16 protein-coding genes are annotated in these 18,406 nt (G+C 71.2%); 12 read left to right on the top strand and 4 right to left on the bottom strand.

Going from position 1 to position 18,406, the window contains the following annotated elements; all coding sequences use genetic code 11:
* Nucleotides 1-31: 31 nt before the first annotated feature.
* The 6 genes from yicI to nrdF all read left to right on the top strand — a co-directional run bounded on the left by yicI (nucleotide 32) and on the right by nrdF (nucleotide 8,652).
* On the top strand, nucleotides 32-2,311 hold the full coding sequence (gene yicI, locus ACFVQ3_RS01445; RefSeq protein WP_387634169.1) for an alpha-xylosidase: 2,280 nt from the start codon (nucleotides 32-34) through the stop codon (nucleotides 2,309-2,311).
* Nucleotides 2,312-2,511: 200 nt separating this feature from the next.
* Nucleotides 2,512-3,981, top strand: coding sequence for a GH1 family beta-glucosidase (locus ACFVQ3_RS01440; protein WP_387634167.1), 1,470 nt, complete (start codon nucleotides 2,512-2,514; stop codon nucleotides 3,979-3,981).
* 676 nt (nucleotides 3,982-4,657) lie between these two features.
* Nucleotides 4,658-4,900 carry a glutaredoxin-like protein NrdH gene (gene nrdH / locus ACFVQ3_RS01435; RefSeq protein WP_030149940.1) on the top strand — a complete coding sequence of 81 codons (243 nt, stop codon included), beginning with the start codon at nucleotides 4,658-4,660 and terminating at the stop codon, nucleotides 4,898-4,900.
* Nucleotides 4,901-4,937: 37 nt separating this feature from the next.
* Nucleotides 4,938-5,369, top strand: coding sequence for a class Ib ribonucleoside-diphosphate reductase assembly flavoprotein NrdI (nrdI, locus tag ACFVQ3_RS01430; protein ID WP_387634165.1), 432 nt, complete (start codon nucleotides 4,938-4,940; stop codon nucleotides 5,367-5,369).
* A complete protein-coding gene (nrdE, locus tag ACFVQ3_RS01425) occupies nucleotides 5,339-7,498 on the top strand; it encodes a class 1b ribonucleoside-diphosphate reductase subunit alpha (protein ID WP_275588982.1) in 2,160 nt (719 codons plus the stop codon). The genes nrdI and nrdE overlap by 31 nt, the downstream gene beginning before the upstream one ends.
* A 173-nt stretch (nucleotides 7,499-7,671) precedes the next feature.
* Nucleotides 7,672-8,652 (top strand): class 1b ribonucleoside-diphosphate reductase subunit beta, encoded by a 981-nt coding sequence (nrdF, locus tag ACFVQ3_RS01420; protein ID WP_030149937.1) that lies wholly within the window; start codon nucleotides 7,672-7,674, stop codon nucleotides 8,650-8,652.
* 135 nt (nucleotides 8,653-8,787) lie between these two features.
* Here the strand turns inward: nrdF and ACFVQ3_RS01415 are convergent, their stop codons facing one another.
* Together ACFVQ3_RS01415 and ACFVQ3_RS01410 are read right to left on the bottom strand one after the other, a co-directional pair.
* Nucleotides 8,788-9,282, bottom strand: coding sequence for a phosphoribosyltransferase (locus ACFVQ3_RS01415; protein WP_387634162.1), 495 nt, complete (start codon nucleotides 9,280-9,282; stop codon nucleotides 8,788-8,790).
* Between the two features lie 129 nt (nucleotides 9,283-9,411).
* Complete coding sequence (locus ACFVQ3_RS01410; protein WP_387634160.1) at nucleotides 9,412-10,374, bottom strand: FKBP-type peptidyl-prolyl cis-trans isomerase; 963 nt, start codon at nucleotides 10,372-10,374, stop codon at nucleotides 9,412-9,414.
* A 147-nt stretch (nucleotides 10,375-10,521) separates the two neighbouring features.
* Between ACFVQ3_RS01410 and ACFVQ3_RS01405 the strand changes: the two genes are divergently transcribed.
* The 3 genes from ACFVQ3_RS01405 to ACFVQ3_RS01395 all read left to right on the top strand — a co-directional run bounded on the left by ACFVQ3_RS01405 (nucleotide 10,522) and on the right by ACFVQ3_RS01395 (nucleotide 12,739).
* A complete protein-coding gene (locus tag ACFVQ3_RS01405; RefSeq protein ID WP_387634158.1) occupies nucleotides 10,522-10,821 on the top strand; it encodes a hypothetical protein in 300 nt (99 codons plus the stop codon).
* A gap of 323 nt (nucleotides 10,822-11,144) precedes the next feature.
* Nucleotides 11,145-11,948 (top strand): alpha/beta hydrolase, encoded by an 804-nt coding sequence (locus tag ACFVQ3_RS01400; protein WP_307822697.1) that lies wholly within the window; start codon nucleotides 11,145-11,147, stop codon nucleotides 11,946-11,948.
* Nucleotides 11,945-12,739, top strand: coding sequence for an alpha/beta fold hydrolase (locus ACFVQ3_RS01395; RefSeq protein ID WP_387634156.1), 795 nt, complete (start codon nucleotides 11,945-11,947; stop codon nucleotides 12,737-12,739). The genes ACFVQ3_RS01400 and ACFVQ3_RS01395 overlap by 4 nt, the downstream gene beginning before the upstream one ends.
* A gap of 46 nt (nucleotides 12,740-12,785) precedes the next feature.
* Here ACFVQ3_RS01395 and ACFVQ3_RS01390 read toward each other — a convergent pair whose 3' ends face one another.
* The gene (locus tag ACFVQ3_RS01390) at nucleotides 12,786-13,325 is read right to left on the bottom strand and encodes a hypothetical protein (protein ID WP_387634154.1); all 540 of its coding nucleotides are present in this window, start codon (nucleotides 13,323-13,325) and stop codon (nucleotides 12,786-12,788) included.
* Between the two features lie 4 nt (nucleotides 13,326-13,329).
* Nucleotides 13,330-14,727 carry a hypothetical protein gene (locus ACFVQ3_RS01385; protein WP_387634152.1) on the bottom strand — a complete coding sequence of 466 codons (1,398 nt, stop codon included), beginning with the start codon at nucleotides 14,725-14,727 and terminating at the stop codon, nucleotides 13,330-13,332.
* A 261-nt stretch (nucleotides 14,728-14,988) separates the two neighbouring features.
* Between ACFVQ3_RS01385 and ACFVQ3_RS01380 the strand changes: the two genes are divergently transcribed.
* The 3 genes from ACFVQ3_RS01380 (at nucleotide 14,989) to ACFVQ3_RS01370 (ending at nucleotide 18,276) form a co-directional block, all read left to right on the top strand.
* Entirely contained in the window at nucleotides 14,989-16,200 is a 1,212-nt protein-coding gene (locus ACFVQ3_RS01380) for a hypothetical protein (RefSeq protein WP_387634150.1), read from the top strand.
* Nucleotides 16,197-17,216: a hypothetical protein gene (locus tag ACFVQ3_RS01375; RefSeq protein ID WP_387634148.1), complete on the top strand. Its 1,020-nt coding sequence runs from the start codon at nucleotides 16,197-16,199 to the stop codon at nucleotides 17,214-17,216. Before ACFVQ3_RS01380 ends, ACFVQ3_RS01375 begins: the two co-directional genes overlap by 4 nt.
* A gap of 109 nt (nucleotides 17,217-17,325) precedes the next feature.
* Entirely contained in the window at nucleotides 17,326-18,276 is a 951-nt protein-coding gene (locus ACFVQ3_RS01370; protein ID WP_387634146.1) for a co-chaperone YbbN, read from the top strand.
* Nucleotides 18,277-18,406 lie beyond the last annotated feature (130 nt).

Raw genomic sequence — 18,406 nt, 5'->3', positions numbered from 1 at the left:
TCGCACCTACCTTCGAAGGAACCGAGCACCCATGAAGTTCACCGACGGCTACTGGCAGGTCCGCGACGGCTTCTCGCCGCTCCACCCGGCCCAGGTCGACGACGTCCGCGCGGACCCTGCGGCGGGCACGATGACGGTGTACGCACCGACCGCCGTGATCCGGCGTCGTGGCGACACGCTCAACCGGCCGCTCCTGACGGTCACGTACTCGTCGCCCGCCCCGGGCGTGATCGGCGTGCGGATCGAGCACCTGAGCGGCGCGGCGCGGCGGGGCCCGCACTTCGAGCTCCACCGCGAGGAGGGCTTCCGGCCCGAGATCTCGGTCGACGAGGCCGCGGGCGTGCTGCGTTCGGGGCCGCTCGCGGTGCGGGTGCACCGGGACGGCGGCTGGCGCGTCGACGTCGAGCAGGACGGGCAGGTCGTGACGTCGAGCCTGCACAAGGCCGTGGGTGCGGTCCAGGCCGACGCCGCGCACGGGGGAGCGCACTTCGTGCACGAGCAGCTGAGCCTCGCGCCGGGCGAGCAGCTGTACGGGCTGGGGGAGCGGTTCGGGCCGTTCGTCAAGAACGGGCAGGCGGTCGACATCTGGAACGCCGACGGCGGGACGTCGAGCGAGCAGGCGTACAAGAACGTGCCGTTCTACGTGAGCAGCCGCGGGTACGGCGTGTTCGTCGACCACCCCGAGCTCGTGTCGTTCGAGGTCGCCTCCGAGATCAACACCCGGGCGCAGTTCTCGGTCGAGGGGCAGTCGCTCCAGTACTACCTGGTCGCCGGGCCCACGCCCAAGGAGGTCCTGACGCGCTACACCGCGCTGACGGGTCGCCCTGCGCGTGTCCCGGGCTGGTCGTTCGGGCTGTGGCTCACGACGTCCTTCACGACGAGCTACGACGAGCAGACCGTGAGCGGGTTCATCGACGGCATGGCCGAGCGGGACCTGCCGCTGTCGGTCTTCCACTTCGACTGCTTCTGGATGCGCGAGTACCAGTGGGTCGACTTCGAGTGGGACCCGCGCACGTTCCCGGACCCCGAGGGCATGCTGGGCCGGCTGAAGGACAAGGGCCTCAAGATCTGCGTGTGGATCAACCCGTACGTCGCGCAGCGGTCGCCGCTGTTCGAGGAGGCCCGGGAGGCGGGGTACCTGCTCCGCACGACCGACGGCGGCGTCTGGCAGTGGGACAAGTGGCAGGCGGGCATGGGCCTGGTCGACTTCACGAACCCCGACGCGACCGAGTGGTACCTGGGCAAGCTCAAGGGTCTGCTCGACCAGGGGGTCGACTGCTTCAAGACCGACTTCGGCGAGCGCATCCCGGTGGACGACGTCGTGTGGTCGGACGGTTCGGACCCCGCGAAGATGCACAACTACTACGCGCAGCTCTACAACGAGGCCGTCTTCCGGCTCCTCGAGCGTGAGCGGGGCGAGGGGGACGCGGTCCTGTTCGCACGGTCGGCGACCGCGGGCGGCCAGCAGCTGCCCGTCCACTGGGGTGGCGACTGCGACTCGACGTACGCGTCGATGGCCGAGTCGCTCCGTGGCGGGCTCTCGCTCGCGATGTCCGGCTTCGGGTACTGGAGCCATGACATCGGTGGCTTCGAGGGGGTCCCGGACCCGGGGGTCTTCAAGCGGTGGCTCGCGTTCGGTCTGCTGTCCTCGCACAGCCGTTTGCACGGCTCGGACTCGGTGCGCGTGCCGTGGGCGTTCGACGAGGAGGCGGTCGACGTCACGCGGCGGTTCACGCGTCTCAAGCTCTCGCTCATGCCGTACCTGGCGGGGGCCGCGGAGGTGGCGCACCGGGACGGGATCTCGATGATGCGGCCCATGGTGCTCGAGTTCCCCGAGGACCGTGGCGGATTCGGCGTCGACACCCAGTACATGCTGGGCGGCTCGTTGCTCGTCGCGCCGGTCTTCACGGCCGAGGGCGACGTCGAGTACTACGTCCCGGAGGGGCGCTGGACGAACCTGCTCGACGGGCGCTCCGTCTCGGGTCCGGGCTGGGTGACGGAGCGCCACGGCTTCGACTCGCTGCCGCTCCTGGTCCGCCCGGGCACGGTGCTGCCGGTCGGTGCGCGCACCGACCGTCCGGACTACGAGTGGGCGGACGGCGTGACCCTGCGCCTGTTCGAGCTGGAAGACGGCCACGACTCGACGACCACGGTCCCGTCCGAGGCGGGAGCGGCCACGACGTTCCGCACGGTCCGTGAGGGATCGCGGGTCACGGTCACCTCGGACGACGCCCGCGCACCGTGGGCCGTGCAGCTCGGTGACCAGATGGTCGGGGCGCAGGGCGCGGGCAGCGTCGAGCTGTCCGTCTGAGGCCTGTCCCGCGCCACGCGGCGGGGGAGCGCGAGGGGGTGGTGAGCGGCGTCGTCGGGCGGGGAGATCTCCCTGCCCGACGACGCAGCCCACCACTCGCCCTCGACGTCACCCGGCCGCGTGGGTACGCTGATCGAATCGATACGTGAGAGCGCTTCCATGCGGAGGGCTCGACCACCCGAGAACACCGAAGGAACACCGTGAGCACCGTCGCCACCCATGCCGACCCCGCGCAGGCCCCCGCGCCCCGCACCTTCCCGACCGACTTCCTCTGGGGGTCTGCCACCGCCGCCTACCAGATCGAGGGTGCCGCCACCGAGGGCGGACGCGGCCCCTCCATCTGGGACACCTACTCGCACACCCCCGGCCGCACCCTCAACGGTGACACCGGCGACGTCGCCGACGACCACTACCACCGGTGGGCCGAGGACGTGCAGCACATCAAGGACCTCGGGCTCGGCGCCTACCGCTTCTCCATCTCCTGGTCGCGCGTCCAGCCCGGCGGGACGGGGGAGTTCAACCCCGAGGGCATCGCGTTCTACTCGCGGCTCGTCGACGCGCTCCTCGAGGCCGGGGTCAAGCCCGTCGTGACGCTCTACCACTGGGACCTCCCGCAGGAGCTCGAGGACCGCGGCGGCTGGGCCGACCGCGAGACCGCCCACGCGTTCGCGGAGTACGCGCGCCGCATGGCCCGCGAGCTCGGCGACCGCATCGACGTGTGGACCACGCTCAACGAGCCCTGGTGCTCCGCCTACCTCGGCTACGGCTCGGGCGTGCACGCGCCCGGCCGCACCGAGCCCGTCGCGGCGCTCGCGGCCGTGCACCACCTCAACCTCGCCCACGGGCTCGCGTGCCGTGCGATCCGCGACGAGCTGGGAGAGGACGCCAAGACCTCGGTGACCCTCAACCTGCACGTCATCCGGCCCGACGACCCCACCTCGGACGCCGACCTCGACGCCGTGCGGAAGATCGACGCGCTCGCCAACCGGGCCTTCCTCGGCCCGCTGCTCGACGGCGCCTACCCCGCGGACCTGCTCGCCGACACCGCGCACGTCACCGACTGGTCGTTCGTCCAGGACGGCGACCTCGAGCTCGTGCACCAGCCGTTGTCGATCCTCGGCGTCAACTACTACTCGACCGTGCGCGTCCGGCACTTCTCCGGCGACGGCGAGCGCTCGGAGAGCGACGGCCACGGCGCCTCGAGCCACAGCCCGTGGATCGGGGTCGACGACGTCGAGTTCGTCCAGCAGCCCGGCCCCTACACCGCGATGGGCTGGAACATCGAGCCCGCCGGCATGACCGAGCTGCTGCTCGCGGTGCACCAGGCCTACCCCGACCAGCCGCTCATGGTCACCGAGAACGGCGCGGCCTTCGACGACGAGGTGAGCGTCGACGCCGACGGGACCGCCCGGGTCCACGACGACCGCCGCGTGGCGTACCTGCGCGACCACGTCGACGCTGTCGGGGCCGCGATCGACGCCGGCGCCGACGTGCGCGGGTACTTCGCGTGGTCGCTGCTCGACAACTTCGAGTGGGGCTACGGCTACGACCGCCGCTTCGGGATCATCCGGGTCGACTACGACACGCTCGCCCGGACCTGGAAGGACTCGGCCCACTGGTACCGCCGGCTCGCGACGACGTCGGTGCTGCCCGGGGTCGACGAGGTCTGACACCGTCGCCGCGTCCCGACCACGACGTCCGGGCCTTCCTGAGGGAGGGAGGCCCGGACGTCGCGCTGTGCGCCCCAGGAACGCCTCGGCGCGTCTGGGCCCGTCGGCGCCCCGGGGTGCTGACAGGGCACCGGTGATCTTTGTCGCAGCCCGACCGGTTCCGCGCGACACGCCGAGCGGACACGACACACCTGAGAATTTTCTGCCCGGCTTGTCCGCTTCGCGGCGTCCTCCTCGGCGCGTGCCGGGGGCCTTCGTCGAGCCTCGAGACCCGACCGCGAGGCCTGCCCGACTCCCCACAGCGTGTGGACGACGATCCTCCACAGCCTGTGGAGAAGTCGCCGGGGCCGCGAGAGCGTGCGGATCGCGGTGCGCGCGGGCGGTGGACGACGGCGTCACGCAGGTCCTGTCAGTGCCTCCTGGGAGGATGGATCCGTGCTTGTAGCACACTCCGGAAGGCCCCGAGGATGAGGCGACAGGAATCACCCGACCACGACATCTAGTGCCGAGCGCGGAGCCCGCCCACTAGGTATAGTGGTCAGCACCAGGGAGCGCACATCTCCTCGGGCACATCACACGATCGTAGTTCCACCAGTGTTCTTCGAGGTCAGGACCCTTCGCGGAGTCGACCTGAGACCCGTGGAAGACCGATCCCCTACACGAGGAGACTGACCAGATGAGCATCACGGTCTACAGCAAGCCGGCTTGCGTTCAGTGCGACGCGACCTACCGCGCCCTCGACAAGAAGGGCATCGAGTACTCGGTCGTCGACATCAGCCAGGACGCCGAGGCGCTCGAGCTGGTCCGCGGCCTCGGCTACCTGCAGGCACCCGTCGTCATCGCGGGCGACGACCACTGGTCGGGCTTCCGCCCCGACCAGATCAACGCTCTCGCGGCGAAGGTCGCTCCCGTCGCCTGAGCAGCTCGTCCCACCGGTCCCCGCTGCGAGGTGTGACATGGGATCGCTCGTCTACTTCTCCAGCATCTCGGACACCACGCACCGGTTCGTCCAGAGGCTGGGCCTCGAGGACCGCGGCCAGTCGGTCCACCGCATCCCGCTGCGAGCCAAGGACGAGCTCCTGCGGGTCGACGAGCCGTACGTCCTGATGATCCCGACGTACGGCGGCGGCAACGAGGGCGGGGCAGTGCCCCGCCAGGTCATCAAGTTCTTGAACGACGCACACAACCGGTCGTTGATCCGCGGCGTGATCGCCGCGGGCAACACCAACTTCGGCGCTGCCTACTGCATCGCCGGCGACATCATCTCCTCGAAGTGCCAGGTGCCCTACCTGTACGCCTTCGAGCTTCTTGGAACAGCCGAGGACGTCGAGCGCGTCCGCGACGGATTGGGACGATTTTGGCAACGACAGTCACGGATTCCAGCGTGAGCACGGTGGCTGCGGGGGTCGAGCTCGACTACCACGCACTCAACGCGATGCTCAACCTGTACGGCCCCGACGGCGAGATCCAGTTCGACAAGGACCGCCAGGCTGCGCGCCAGTACTTCCTGCAGCACGTGAACCAGAACACGGTCTTCTTCCACAGCCTCGAGGAGAAGCTCGACTACCTGGTCGAGAACAAGTACTACGACCCCGCGGTCCTCGCGAAGTACGACCGCGCCTTCGTCAAGTCGCTCTTCGAGTTCGCCTACTCCAAGAAGTTCCGCTTCGACACGTTCCTCGGCGCGTTCAAGTACTACACCTCGTACACGCTCAAGACGTTCGACGGCAAGCGGTACCTCGAGCGCTTCGAGGACCGCGTGTCCATGGTCGCGCTCGGCCTCGCGGACGGCAACGAGCAGACGGCGCTCGACATCGTCGAGGAGATCGTCGCAGGCCGCTTCCAGCCCGCGACCCCGACGTTCCTCAACATCGGCAAGGCGCAGCGCGGCGAGCCCGTGTCCTGCTTCCTGCTGCGCATCGAGGACAACATGGAGTCCATCGCGCGCGGCATCAACTCCGCGCTGCAGCTCTCCAAGCGTGGCGGCGGCGTCGCCCTGCTCCTGAGCAACATCCGTGAGCACGGCGCCCCGATCAAGCACATCGAGAACCAGTCGTCGGGCGTCATCCCCGTGATGAAGCTCCTCGAGGACTCCTTCTCCTACGCGAACCAGCTCGGGGCCCGCCAGGGTGCCGGTGCCGTCTACCTGCACGCGCACCACCCCGACATCATGCGGTTCCTCGACACCAAGCGTGAGAACGCCGACGAGAAGATCCGCATCAAGACGCTGTCGCTGGGCGTCGTCATCCCCGACATCACGTTCGACCTGGCGAAGAAGAACGAGGACATGTACCTCTTCTCGCCGTACGACGTCGAGCGCGTCTACGGCAAGCCCTTCGCCGACATCTCGGTCTCCGAGAAGTACGACGAGATGGTCGACGACGCACGCATCCGCAAGACGAAGATCAAGGCGCGCGAGTTCTTCCAGACCCTCGCCGAGCTCCAGTTCGAGTCCGGCTACCCGTACGTCATGTTCGAGGACACGGTGAACAAGGCGAACCCCATCAAGGGACGCATCACCCACTCGAACCTGTGCTCCGAGATCCTCCAGGTCTCGACGCCCTCGACGTACAACGAGGACCTGTCGTACGACCACGTCGGCCGCGACATCTCGTGCAACCTGGGCTCGCTCAACATCGCCAAGACGATGGACTCGCCCGACTTCGCCAAGACCATCGACACCGCGATCCGTGCCCTGACGGCCGTGTCCGACCAGACGAGCATCGAGTCCGTCCCGTCGATCAAGCGCGCCAACGAGTCCGGCCACGCGATCGGCCTCGGGCAGATGAACCTGCACGGCTACCTCGCACGTGAGCGCGTGTTCTACGGCTCCGAAGAGGGCATCGACTTCACGAACATCTACTTCTACACCGTGGCCTACCACGCGATCGCCGCGAGCAACCGCCTCGCGATCGAGCGTGGCCGCGCGTTCGGCGGGTTCGAGGACTCGACGTACGCCTCGGGCGAGTACTTCGAGAAGTACACGAACCAGGTGTGGGAACCCGCGACGCCCCGCGTCAAGGAGCTGTTCGAGACCGCCGGCGTGCACATCCCCACGCAGGAGGACTGGAAGGCGCTCGCCGCGTCCGTCAAGGAGCACGGCATCTACAACCAGAACCTCCAGGCCGTCCCGCCGACCGGTTCGATCTCCTACATCAACAACTCGACGTCGTCGATCCACCCGGTCGCCGCGAAGATCGAGATCCGCAAGGAGGGCAAGATCGGGCGCGTCTACTACCCGGCGCCCTACCTGACGAACGACAACCTGGAGTACTACCAGGACGCGTACGAGATCGGCTACGAGAAGATCATCGACACGTACGCCGCGGCGACGCAGCACGTGGACCAGGGGCTGAGCCTCACGCTGTTCTTCAAGGACACCGCGACGACGCGCGACGTCAACCGTGCGCAGATCTACGCATGGCGCAAGGGCATCAAGACCCTGTACTACATCCGCCTGCGTCAGCTCGCGCTCGAGGGGACCGAGGTCGAGGGTTGCGTCTCCTGCATGCTGTGATCGTCCTCGTCGCCTGACGGCGACGTCCACGGGAGGGGCGCCGGTCTACCCGGACCGCTCGTGCCTCGCGGCCCCCGCCAGGCCCGACCACGACCGGCGCCCCTCCCGCTCCCGCCGCCCGCAGGACCTCTCGTCTCGTCGCTGGCACCGTGCTGAGAAAGAAGAAGAACGACATGTCACCCACTGGGAAGCTCAAGCTCATCGATCGCGTGTCCGCGATCAACTGGAACCGTCTCGAGGACGACAAGGACGCCGAGGTCTGGGACCGGCTCGTCGGGAACTTCTGGCTCCCCGAGAAGGTCCCGGTCTCGAACGACATCCAGAGCTGGGCCACGCTCACCGAGGAGGAGAAGACGCTCACGATGCGCGTCTTCACCGGCCTCACGCTCCTGGACACCATCCAGGGCACCGTGGGGGCCGTGTCGCTCATCCCGGACGCGATCACCCCGCACGAGGAGGCCGTGTACACCAACATCGCCTTCATGGAGTCCGTGCACGCCAAGAGCTACTCGTCGATCTTCTCGACGCTGTGCTCGACGCGCGAGATCGACGAGGCGTTCCGCTGGTCGGAGGAGAACCCCAACCTCCAGCGCAAGGCCGAGATCGTCATGGAGTACTACAAGGGCGACTCGCCGCTCAAGCGCAAGGTCGCGAGCACGCTCCTCGAGTCCTTCCTGTTCTACTCGGGCTTCTACCTCCCGATGTACTGGTCGAGCCGGGCCAAGCTCACGAACACCGCTGACCTGATCCGCCTCATCATCCGCGACGAGGCCGTGCACGGGTACTACATCGGCTACAAGTTCCAGAAGGGGCTCGAGAAGCTCAGCCCCGAGGAGCGCGACGAGATGAAGGCCTACACGTACGAGCTCCTCTTCGAGCTCTACGAGAACGAGGTCCAGTACACCGCCGACCTCTACGACGGCGTCGGCCTGACCGAGGACGTCAAGAAGTTCCTGCGCTACAACGCCAACAAGGCCCTCATGAACCTGGGCTACGAGGCGCTGTTCCCCAAGGACGAGACCGACGTCAACCCGGCGATCCTGTCCGCGCTGTCTCCGAACGCCGACGAGAACCACGACTTCTTCTCCGGCTCGGGCTCGTCCTACGTGATCGGCAAGGCCGTGAACACCGAGGACGACGACTGGGACTTCTGACCCCGGCGACCTGACCGTCGGGTCAGCGCTCGCGTGAGCCCGCGCTGACACCGCCACGGCATCCCTCGAAACGACCGACGCCCCGCTGCTCCTCGAAGGAGCGGCGGGGCGTCGGTCGTGCGTCCGGGGAGGATCTCAGTCGTTGGGCCTCGACATCGCGCCCTCGACCGGGGGCTCGGCCGACCACGGGAACGTGATCCACAGGTCGGTCTCCTTCCAGGCGAAGTCCGGCTGGATGATCGTGCGCGGCTTGGTGTAGAGCACCGCGGAGCGTGCCTCGGTGCCGTGCTCGGCGAGCATGCCCATGACCAGGGCGAGGGTGCGGCCCGAGTCCGCGACGTCGTCGACCACGAGGACCTTCGACCCCGGGAGCTCGGACGTGTCCATGAGCGGGGGCAGGACGCGAGGGTCGGCGAGCGTCTGGCCGATGTCCGTGTAGAACTCGACGTTGAGCGTCCCCACGCCCTTGGTCCCCAGGGCGTACGCCACGGCCCCACCGGGCAGGAGACCGCCGCGGGCGATCGCGATCACGACGTCGGGCAGGAAGCCGCCGGCCACCACCTGCTCGGCCAGCTCTCGGGACGCGGTGCCGAACAGGTCCCACGTCATGACTTCGCGCTCTGTGCTCATGCGCAGAGCCTAGGTGCTGAACCTGGGGGTCGGCCCGCCGAGCGTCGGCCGCAGGACGGCACGGTCCAGCACACGAGAAGGGCCGCCCCCCGTGAACGGGAGACGGCCCTTCGGTGAGGCTCAGGAGGCTCAGTACGCCGCGAGGATGTCCACGACGAAGACGAGGGTCTCGTTCTGCAGCTCGTGGCCCTCAGAGGCGCCGTAGCCGAGCGACGGCGGGATGACGAGCAGCACCTGGCTGCCGACGGTCTGGCCGGCGAGTCCCTGCGTCCAGCCGGCGATCACGCCGGTCAGGGGGAAGGTGGCCGGCGTGCCGCGGTCCCACGAGGAGTCGAACTGCGTGCCGTCGAGCTTCCACCCGGTGTAGTTCGCGATGATCGTCTGGTCAGCGGTCACCTCCGGGCCGGTGCCCTTGATGAGGGGCTGGACGACGAGGTCGGTCGGCGCCGTGTAGCCCTCGGGGACCGTGATGCTCGGCTTGCCCGTGTCGTCGAGCGTGACGACGGGGAGCCCGTCGGCCGGGGTCACGGCCTCGCCCTCGGCGCGGGTCGGCACGTCGGCCGGGTCCGGCACGTCCTTGGTCTCGACGACCTCGGCGACGGTCACGAGCGTGCCCGAGCCGTCGTTCATGGGGGCGGCGAAGAGGAAGCGCGTCCCGACCTTCTTGCCGACGAGGACGTCGAGCAGCTGCGGGTACAGGTTGTCGTCCAGGACGAGCTGCTCGGGGCTGTTCGAGTCCCAGGTCGACATCGCCTTGCTGCCGTCGGTCCCGAGGAAGGCCGCGGACTGCATCGAGATCTGCTGACCCTTGGCGATGGGGTCACCGTCGCCCTCGTCGATCGACCGCGCGGTCGCCGCCGAGACCGTGAACGGCGTCGTGAACTCCACGGTGGGCTCGGCGCCCGCGTCTCCGGTGACCTTGACGGCCTCGAGCGCCGCGATGTCCTCTGCGGAGGGCGTCGGAATGTCGGTGGCGGCGGCGTCGGAGGGCGACGGGCTGGCGCCGCCGTCGTTGCCGCTCGCGCAGCCGGAGAGGACCAGGGCGGTCCCCAGGGCGATCGCGACGAGGCCGCGGGAGGTACGGAGCTTCACAGGGATCCTTCGTTCGGGGGTGTCCGCGCACGACCGGTGGCGAGCACGTCGCCGAGCACGGGTTGCAGGCCCCGTAACTCTAGCGGCACTCTCTGGGAGGCCGCTGGGAGGGGAGCCCCGTAGGCCTCGAGCAGGGACAATGGACGGATGCCGTCGAAGCGTCCCTCCCGTCGCCGCCCCTGGGGGGCAGAACCCGCCCCGCTCGACCTGGGCCGTGCCCTCGGCGGGCTGCGCTCGGAGTCGGGGGCCGACGGCGAGTGGTCGGTCCGCACGGTGCGCTCGGGTGACAAGGCCTACGTGTGCCCGGGGTGCAGGCAGACCATCCCGGCGGGCACGAGCCACGTCGTCGCGTGGGCGAACGACTCGATGTTCGGTGCGGCCTCGGCCCTCGAGGATCGTCGGCACTGGCACTCGGGCTGCTGGTCGGCCCGCGAACGTCGCCGCTGACGCGTGCACGAGACGGGTGGTCCGGTACGAGACGGGTGCCCCCGTCACCGGCGCGGGCACCCGTCTCGTACCGGACCGCCCGTCTCGCGCGGCACGGCCCGCCAGCTAGGCTCGGCGTGATGAACGCGCACCGCCCCACCCCCGCGACCGACCACCCCGACGAGCCCGCCGCCCCGGTCGCAGACCAGGCCGCAGTCCAGTCCGCAGCGCAGGCCGCGGACCAGCCCGCGGACCAGTCCGCCGCCCCGGCCGTCGCCGCGCCCGGTCCGCAGGCGCCCGTTCCCACGGCCCCCGAGGGCAAGCCCGCCGAGCACGGCGCCCCGATCCGTTCGCTCACGGTCCTGCCGGCCCGCCGCGAGGACGTCGAGCTGCACACCGCTGACGGCCTGACCCTCGTGGGCGAGCTCGCGCTCCCGGCGCACGCGGCGCCGTCGGGCACCTTGATCACGCTGCACCCGCTGCCCACGCACGGCGGCTACATGGACTCCCACGTCTACCGCAAGGCCGCCTGGCGCCTCCCGGCGCTCGCCGACCTCGCGGTGCTGCGCTTCAACACCCGGGGGACGTCGTCCCCGCGCGGGACGAGCGAGGGCGCGTTCGACGGCGGCGAGGCCGAACGCTTCGACGTCGCCGCCGCGATCGAGCTCGCCGAGTTCCACGACCTGCCGAACCGGTGGCTCGTGGGGTGGTCGTTCGGGACCGAGATCGCGCTCAAGCACGGCACAGACCCGGGCATCGAGGGCGCGATCCTGCTCTCCCCGCCCCTGCACCGCGCGACCGACGACGACCTGGACCGCTGGGCGGCGTTCGGCAAGCCGCTCGTGGTGCTCGTGCCCGAGCTCGACGACTACCTGCGCCCCGACGAGGCGCGCCGCCGGTTCGCGCGCGTGCCCCAGGCCGAGGTCATCGCGGTCGAGGGCGCCAAGCACCTGTGGGTCGGGGAGCCGTCGGTCCGGCGCGTGCTCGACGAGATCGTCGCGCACGTCCTGCCCGGGTTCCCGGTGCCGCTGCCCACGACGTGGGACGCGGCGACCGAGACCGGGACCGACACCGAGGCCACCGACCAGGCCACCTACGACGCCAGCAGAACGCACGTCCAGCCATCGACGACGGGACAGGAACCATGACCACGACCGACCGAGACCTCGCCCTCCACACGCTGCGCCACGGGCACGGCCTGCCCGTGCTGCTCGTGCACGGCTTCCCGTTCGACCACCGCATGTGGCTCGACGTCGCCGCCGCCCTGCCGAACGGTGCCACGGTCCTCGCGGTCGACCTCCCCGGTGCGGGGCAGAGCCCGCTCGGCGCCGAGCCCGCGTCGATCGAGTCCGCGGCGGACGGCGTGGTGGCCGCGGCACGCGCCGCGGGGGTCGAGCGGGCCGTCGTCGTCGGGATGTCGATGGGCGGCTACGTCGCGCTCGCGGCCGCCGAGAGGCACCCCGACTTCACCGTCGCCCTGGGCCTCGTCGACACCAAGTCCACGGCCGACACGGACGAGGCGCGGGCCAACCGACTCCGCATCGCCGAGGCCGTCACGAGCAGCGCGACGGTGGACGCCGTGCTCGGCATGCCGGGCGCGCTCCTCGGGGCGACGAGCAAGGTCGCGCGCCCCGCGCTGACGGCTCGCCTCGAGGAGTGGATCCGTTCCCAGCGGCCCGACGGCGTCGCGTGGGCCCAGCGCGCCATGGCCGCCCGCCCGGACCGCACCGAGGTCCTGGCCGGCTTCGCGGGCCCGGTCACCGTGGTCGTGGGCGAGGAGGACACCCTCACACCCGTCGAGGCGGCCGAGCACATGGTCGCGGCCGCCCGCGGCACCTCGCTCGTCCTGGTGCAGTCCGCCGGTCACATGAGTGCCGTCGAGGAGCCGGCAGCGGTCGCGAACGCCCTCGGGGACCTCTGGGCCACCGCCAAGGGGTGACGCCGACCGGCGACGCGGCTCAGCCGCGCTCGAGGACCAGCGCGGCTCAGCCGCGTTCGAGGACCAGCGCGATGGCGTCGGCGAGCGAGATCGACTCGCCGTCGCGGCCGCCCTTGCCGAGCACGATCGGCGGGTCCGAGGGCGTGAGGACGGCGCCGCGCAGCCGCGCCGAGAGCCCGCCCGGGACACTCAGGACGTAGAACGCGCCGTCCGTGCCGACCGCGAGCGTCCGGTTCTTGCGCAGGTACCAGCCGAGCGTGCGCGTCCGGTACGTGGCGTCGCCGGCGTACGAGCGCGCCTGCAGCGGCACGGGTGCGATGCCGCGGCGCCCGGCCTCGGCGACGAACTCGCGCAGCAGGACCGCCGCCTCGGCGGACTCCTGGGCACGGCGCCGCTCGAGCTCGGCCGCCTGGTGCGCCGCCGCCTCGGTGCGCTGAGCGCGCCAGGCGGCGACGTCGTCGGGCTGGTCGGTCCCGCGGACGGACGGCGCGCCGGGACCGCCCCCCGTGCCCCCTGGCACCTCCGGACGCGGCGACGGCGACGACCCGGGAGCCGTGCGTCCCGTGCCGTCGCCGTCGGTCGTCATCTCGTCAGCCCTTGGTCCGGGCCGGAGCCTCGGGCTCGTCGGCCGTGCGGGCCGACTCGGCGTCGGGCTCCGCGGCCTCGACCTGCGGGAACTCGGCGGTCATGAGGTTGGCGGCGCGTGCCCGCTGCGCGGGAGTGCCCGCGATCGCGGCCGGAGCCGCGGCCTTCGCCTTGGCCGCTCCTGCGTCGCTGTCGCCCAGGAGCCCACGCAGCTCGTCGAGGTAGGTGTTGATCGACTCGTGCTGGCGCGTGAGGTCCTCGAGCTGGCGCTGGGCGGCAGCACGCTGCTGCTCGGCCTCCGCCTTGGCGTCCCCGACCGTCTGCTCGGCGAACTCGCGGGCCTCGGCGACCACGCGGTCCGCGTTGTGGCGCGCGGTCGCGATGACCTCCTTGACGTACTCGTCGGACTCGGTGCGGACCTTCTCGGCCTGCTCGAGCGCGGCGACCACGCGGGCCTCGGCGTCGGACGCGTGCGACTCGGCGGTCGTGACGAGCTTCTCGGTCTCCTCCTTGGCGACCTGGTGACGCGCAGCGCTCTCGAGCTCGGCCTCCTCGCGGCGGCGGGCGATGTCGAGCTCGGCCTCGGCGAGGGCGGTCCGCGCCTTCTCGCGCAGCTCCTCCATCTCCGACGTCACGGCGTTCGCGGCCTCGGACGCGGCGCGCTTGGCCTCGGCGACCTGGCGCTCGGCCTCGCGGCGCGTCGTCTCGCGCAGCTCGGTCGTCTCACGCTCGGCAGCCTCACGCATCGCCGCGGTCTCGGCAGAGACCCGGGCGCGGAGCTCCGCGGTCTCGCGCTCGGTCGCGACGCGCAGCTCGGTCGTCTCGCGCTCGGTCTGGGCGCGCAGCGTGCCGAGCTCGCGCTCGAGGCTCGAGCGACGCTCGCTCTCCTCGGTGTTCAGCGCGCTCTGGATGCGGGCGGCCTCGCGCTCGGCCGAGCCGACGAACTCCTCGGCGCGGCGCTGGGCGCCCACCAGGGTGCTCTCGGTCTCCGCGGCGGCGGTCGACCGGATCTCCTCGGCCTCGCGGCGCGCGTTCGAGAGGAGCTCCGCGACCTCGTTCTCGGCACGCGAGCGGATCTGGCCGCCGGCGACCTTGGCGCGGGACATGATGTCGACGGCCTGCGCGTTGGCCTGGGCCAGGATGTCCGCGGACTGCTCCTCGGCCGAACGGAGGAGCTGCTCGATGCGTGACCCCAGCCCGGCGTACGACGGACGGTCGGTCTCGCGCAGCTGGCGCTGCGCGTCCTGGAGGTCCGACGTGAGCTGCACGGCCCGTGCGTCAGCGGCCTCCGCTCGGTGCCGGGAGTCCTCGAGGTCCTTCTCGAGCTTGGCCAGCTGGCCTTCCACCATGATGCGGTCGTATCCGCGCATGGTGATGGGGAACAGTGTGCGTTCGTCGGACACGGGTCGACCTTCCGCCTTGGGCTGGTCCACGCCAGCATGGGTGTCGGGGGATGAGTGCCGGCGCGTCACCGGCAGCCCGACCTGTGGATCGTCCACCAGGATACGTGGCCCGGCTGTGTCCTGAATACCCGGAATGGGTACCGTCAGGGTGACGCGAGGGGTTCGTGAAGAGTCTGCGGCGATCGTCGCCATCCGGCGAACTTTCGAATCCGGCGCTCGTTCGCCTCTATTGTGGATTGTCCATGACGAAGGGAAAACTCGGTGCTTCAACGAATCCTGGCCGCCGGCCTGATCGTGCTCGGCCTGGTGGGGATCGGCACGGGGGTCGCCTCGGCGACGATCTGGCGAGAGAGCGAGACGGTGGTCGCCACGACCCCCGCCGACGGCTCCTCGCCCCTCGTCGTCTCCGAGCCTGGCGTCCTCGACATGGTCGCGGGTGACGTGACCGTCACGGCGAAGACCTCGGACGACAAGCCCGTCACGCTCGTGATCGGTCGTGACGTCGACGTCGAGGGATGGGTCGGTGCGGACGCCCACACGGTCGTCACCGGGCTCACGGACTGGGAGACGCTCTCGACCAGGTCGGTCGCCGCGCCGCCTCCGGCGGAGGAGACCCCGGCCGAGGGCGAGGCTCCCGCGGAGGGCGAGGCTCCCGCGGAGGGCGACGCCGCGACGACCGAAGCCGCTCCGGCGCCGGTCGTCGGCGTGGACCCGGCCGGCTCCGACATGTGGTTCGCCGAGTCGGCGGGTGCGGGCGAGGTCAGCCTGCGATGGTCCGACCGACCGGGCCGCTGGAGCCTGCTCGCCGCAGGCACGGGTGAGGACCCTGCCACGCCCGTCGTGACCCTGACCTGGGCCCGTGAGGTCTCGACCCCGTGGCAGTGGCCGGGGATCGCCGGCGGCACCCTGCTCCTGCTCGCCGGGCTCGCGATCGGCGTCCTCTCGTTCGTGAACCGCAAGAAGGGCGACGACCCCTCCCGGCGCACCCCGAAGCGCTCGGGCGGCACGCGCGACGCACGGAGCACGGACGAGGGCGCGGCTCCGACCGGCGCCGCAGCACCGACCGACCCCGCCGCCGGAGACCGTGGCGCAGGATCGGCGACGCAGGAACCCCCGACGCAGACCGGCGCGACCTCCACGCTCACCCGCCGCGAGCTGCGGGAGCGGGCCGAGAGGGAGCGCATCGAGGCCGAGAACGCAGCCCAGGAGGAAGCGCGCGCGCAGCGCCCCCGCAACCGATGGCTGACAGGGCAGATCCCGGTCGTGCCCGGCAGGCAGAGGAACGCCACCGCCGCCCAGCCCGTCGTCCCCGCCCCGACCGCCGACCCGCAGGCAGGCGCAGACGGCGGCTCGGCAGCCCGCGCCGACGCCTGGCGCCAGGCGTGGGGCTTCGGCCAGACGAAGGCTGCCCCGCCCACGTCGGGCGACGACGACCAGACCCAGACCCCCGACACGACCGGAGGAGACCGATGAGCAAGCGCACACCCCGCCGCTCCGTGACCCGCACGGCCGCCGTAGCAGGTGCCGTCGCAGGGGCGATCCTGCTCGCAGGCTGCGCCTCACCCGTGCCCGCAGCAGACCCGGACCCGACGCCCACCGAGGCGGTCCCCGCACTGACGGCCGACCAGATGGCCGAGGTCCGCACCGCGGTCGGCACCACGCTCGACGAGGCGGCCGCGACCAACGACGCCGCCCCGCTCGGCAGCCGCCTCGCCGGTCCGGCGCTCTCGCTCCGGACGAGCCAGCTCGCGGTCGCCGCGACGCGGGGCGACCAGAACCTGGTCACGAAGCTGCCGACCGACGTCCAGCAGGACATCATCACGACGACGGACACCTGGCCCCGTCAGGCCTACGCCGTGACCGTCCAGCCCGAGGACCTCCAGTCCCCGCGTCTGCTCGCCTACGAGCAGACGGCGGCCCGCGACCCGTACAAGCTGTGGGCCTGGGTCAGGCTGTTCCCGAGCGCGACCCTGCCCGCGTTCGCGGGACCTGCCGTGGGCAGCGAGTCGGTCCCGATGGACGACCCGTCGCTCCTCATGACCCCCGCGGACGCCGTGGCGCAGTACGCGGACGTCCTGACGCTCGGGGCGGGCTCCGCGTACGCCGGGTCGTTCGCCGACGACCCGCTGCGTGCGTGGGTCGCGAACAACGCGACCGTGCAGATGGCCGAGCTGAGCAAGGCAGAGGGTTCGTTGACCATGACGTTCACGCCCACGCCCGACCAGGCGCGCGCGGTGCGCACGGCCGACGGCGGTGCGATGGTCATGGCCGGCCTGACCGCTCTCGAGACGCGGACGATCGAGGAGGGCGGCAAGATCGCCCCCGGGTCGGACACCGAGAAGGCGCTCTTCGGGGCGAGCGAGCCGACGAACAAGCTCAACGTCGGCTACACGACCATGGTCGCGATGTACATCCCGCCCGCGGGTGCGACGACCGGCGTCCAGATGCTCGGCATGGAGAACGTCGCGACGTCCGTCGCGACCTCCTGACCCCCTCGGGGCGCTCCGGATCCCGGGTGCCCCACCGCCCACGTCCCGGCCGCGTACCGCCCGTCGACCGACGCGCGGCACGCGGCCGGATTCTTCATAGGATGTAGCCATGAGCCAACCGAGCCAGCAGCCGAACTTCGACGTGCGCGGCGCCGTCGACCTGTCGTCCCTGAACCGTCCGACGGCCCCTCCGCCCGGCACTCCTGGTGGCGCGCCCGAGGCCGGTGGCTACGTCGTCGACGTGACCGAGGAGTCGTTCCCGCAGCTCGTGCAGGACTCGGCGCAGTACCCCGTCGTGGTCCTGCTGTGGATCCCGACGGACCAGGCGAACGCGCAGCTCGGCACCGAGCTCGGCGCGATCGCCGAGGAGTTCGCCGGGCGCTTCCTCCTGGGCCGGGTCGACGCGCAGACCTACCCGCAGATCGCGGCCGCGTTCCAGGTCGAGAGCGTCCCGACGGTCGTCGCGATCGTCGGGGGCCAGCCGGTCCCGCTGTTCCAGGGCGCGGCCGCGGGCGACCAGGTCCGCGCGGTCCTGCAGCAGGTGCTGCAGATCGCCGAGGGCAACGGCGTCACGGGCCGTGCGCCCGCGCAGGGCGTCCCGGCGGACGCCGACGCGGCCGCCGAGGCCCCGGTTCCCGAGCCCGAGCTGCCGCCGCTGCACCAGGAGGCGTACGACGCGATCGAGCGCGACGACTTCGACGCGGCTGTCGCGGCGTACGAGAAGGCCATCAAGCAGGACCCGCGCGACCACCTCGCGACGGCCGGTCTCGCACAGGTGGGCCTGCTGCGCCGTACTCGCGACCTGGAGCTGCAGGCCACGCGTGACGCCGCGGCGTCCCGGCCCACCGACCTCCAGGCGCAGCTCGACGTCGCGGACCTGGACGTCCTCGGGGGCAAGATCGAGGACGCGTTCGGGCGGCTGCTCGACCTGCTGCCGGGGTCGAGCGCCGAGGACAAGGAGACGCTGCGTCGTCGGCTCGTGGACTACTTCGAGATCCTCGGCCCCACCGACCCCCGGGTCGGCAAGGCGCGCCAGCTCCTGGCGATCAACCTGTACTGACACCCACGAGCCACGCACGACGGCGGGCCGGGCCCCCCCCCGGGGGGGGCCGCCCCCCCCCACCCCCCGCCGGGCGCGGCCCCCCCGGGCGCGCCCCGCGACCGGGTCGAACGACCGCTCGACGCGGGTC

It is taken from the genome of Oerskovia sp. NPDC057915 (genome assembly GCF_042887685.1).
Lineage (GTDB): Bacteria > Actinomycetota > Actinomycetes > Actinomycetales > Cellulomonadaceae > Oerskovia.
This window is presented reverse-complemented; position numbering and strand designations above follow the sequence as displayed.

Bases quoted from the DNA above. Each gene is read 5' to 3' on its own strand.
- yicI (WP_387634169.1), top strand. From the start codon at position 32: ATGAAGTTCACCGACGGCTACTGGCAGGTCCGCGACGGCTTCTCGCCG.
- nrdH (WP_030149940.1), top strand. From the start codon at position 4,658: ATGAGCATCACGGTCTACAGCAAGCCGGCTTGCGTTCAGTGCGACGCG.
- nrdI (WP_387634165.1), top strand. From the start codon at position 4,938: ATGGGATCGCTCGTCTACTTCTCCAGCATCTCGGACACCACGCACCGG.
- nrdF (WP_030149937.1), top strand. From the start codon at position 7,672: ATGTCACCCACTGGGAAGCTCAAGCTCATCGATCGCGTGTCCGCGATC.
- ACFVQ3_RS01415 (WP_387634162.1), bottom strand. From the start codon at position 9,282: ATGAGCACAGAGCGCGAAGTCATGACGTGGGACCTGTTCGGCACCGCG.
- ACFVQ3_RS01405 (WP_387634158.1), top strand. From the start codon at position 10,522: ATGCCGTCGAAGCGTCCCTCCCGTCGCCGCCCCTGGGGGGCAGAACCC.
- ACFVQ3_RS01395 (WP_387634156.1), top strand. From the start codon at position 11,945: ATGACCACGACCGACCGAGACCTCGCCCTCCACACGCTGCGCCACGGG.
- ACFVQ3_RS01390 (WP_387634154.1), bottom strand. From the start codon at position 13,325: ATGACGACCGACGGCGACGGCACGGGACGCACGGCTCCCGGGTCGTCG.
- ACFVQ3_RS01375 (WP_387634148.1), top strand. From the start codon at position 16,197: ATGAGCAAGCGCACACCCCGCCGCTCCGTGACCCGCACGGCCGCCGTA.
- ACFVQ3_RS01370 (WP_387634146.1), top strand. From the start codon at position 17,326: ATGAGCCAACCGAGCCAGCAGCCGAACTTCGACGTGCGCGGCGCCGTC.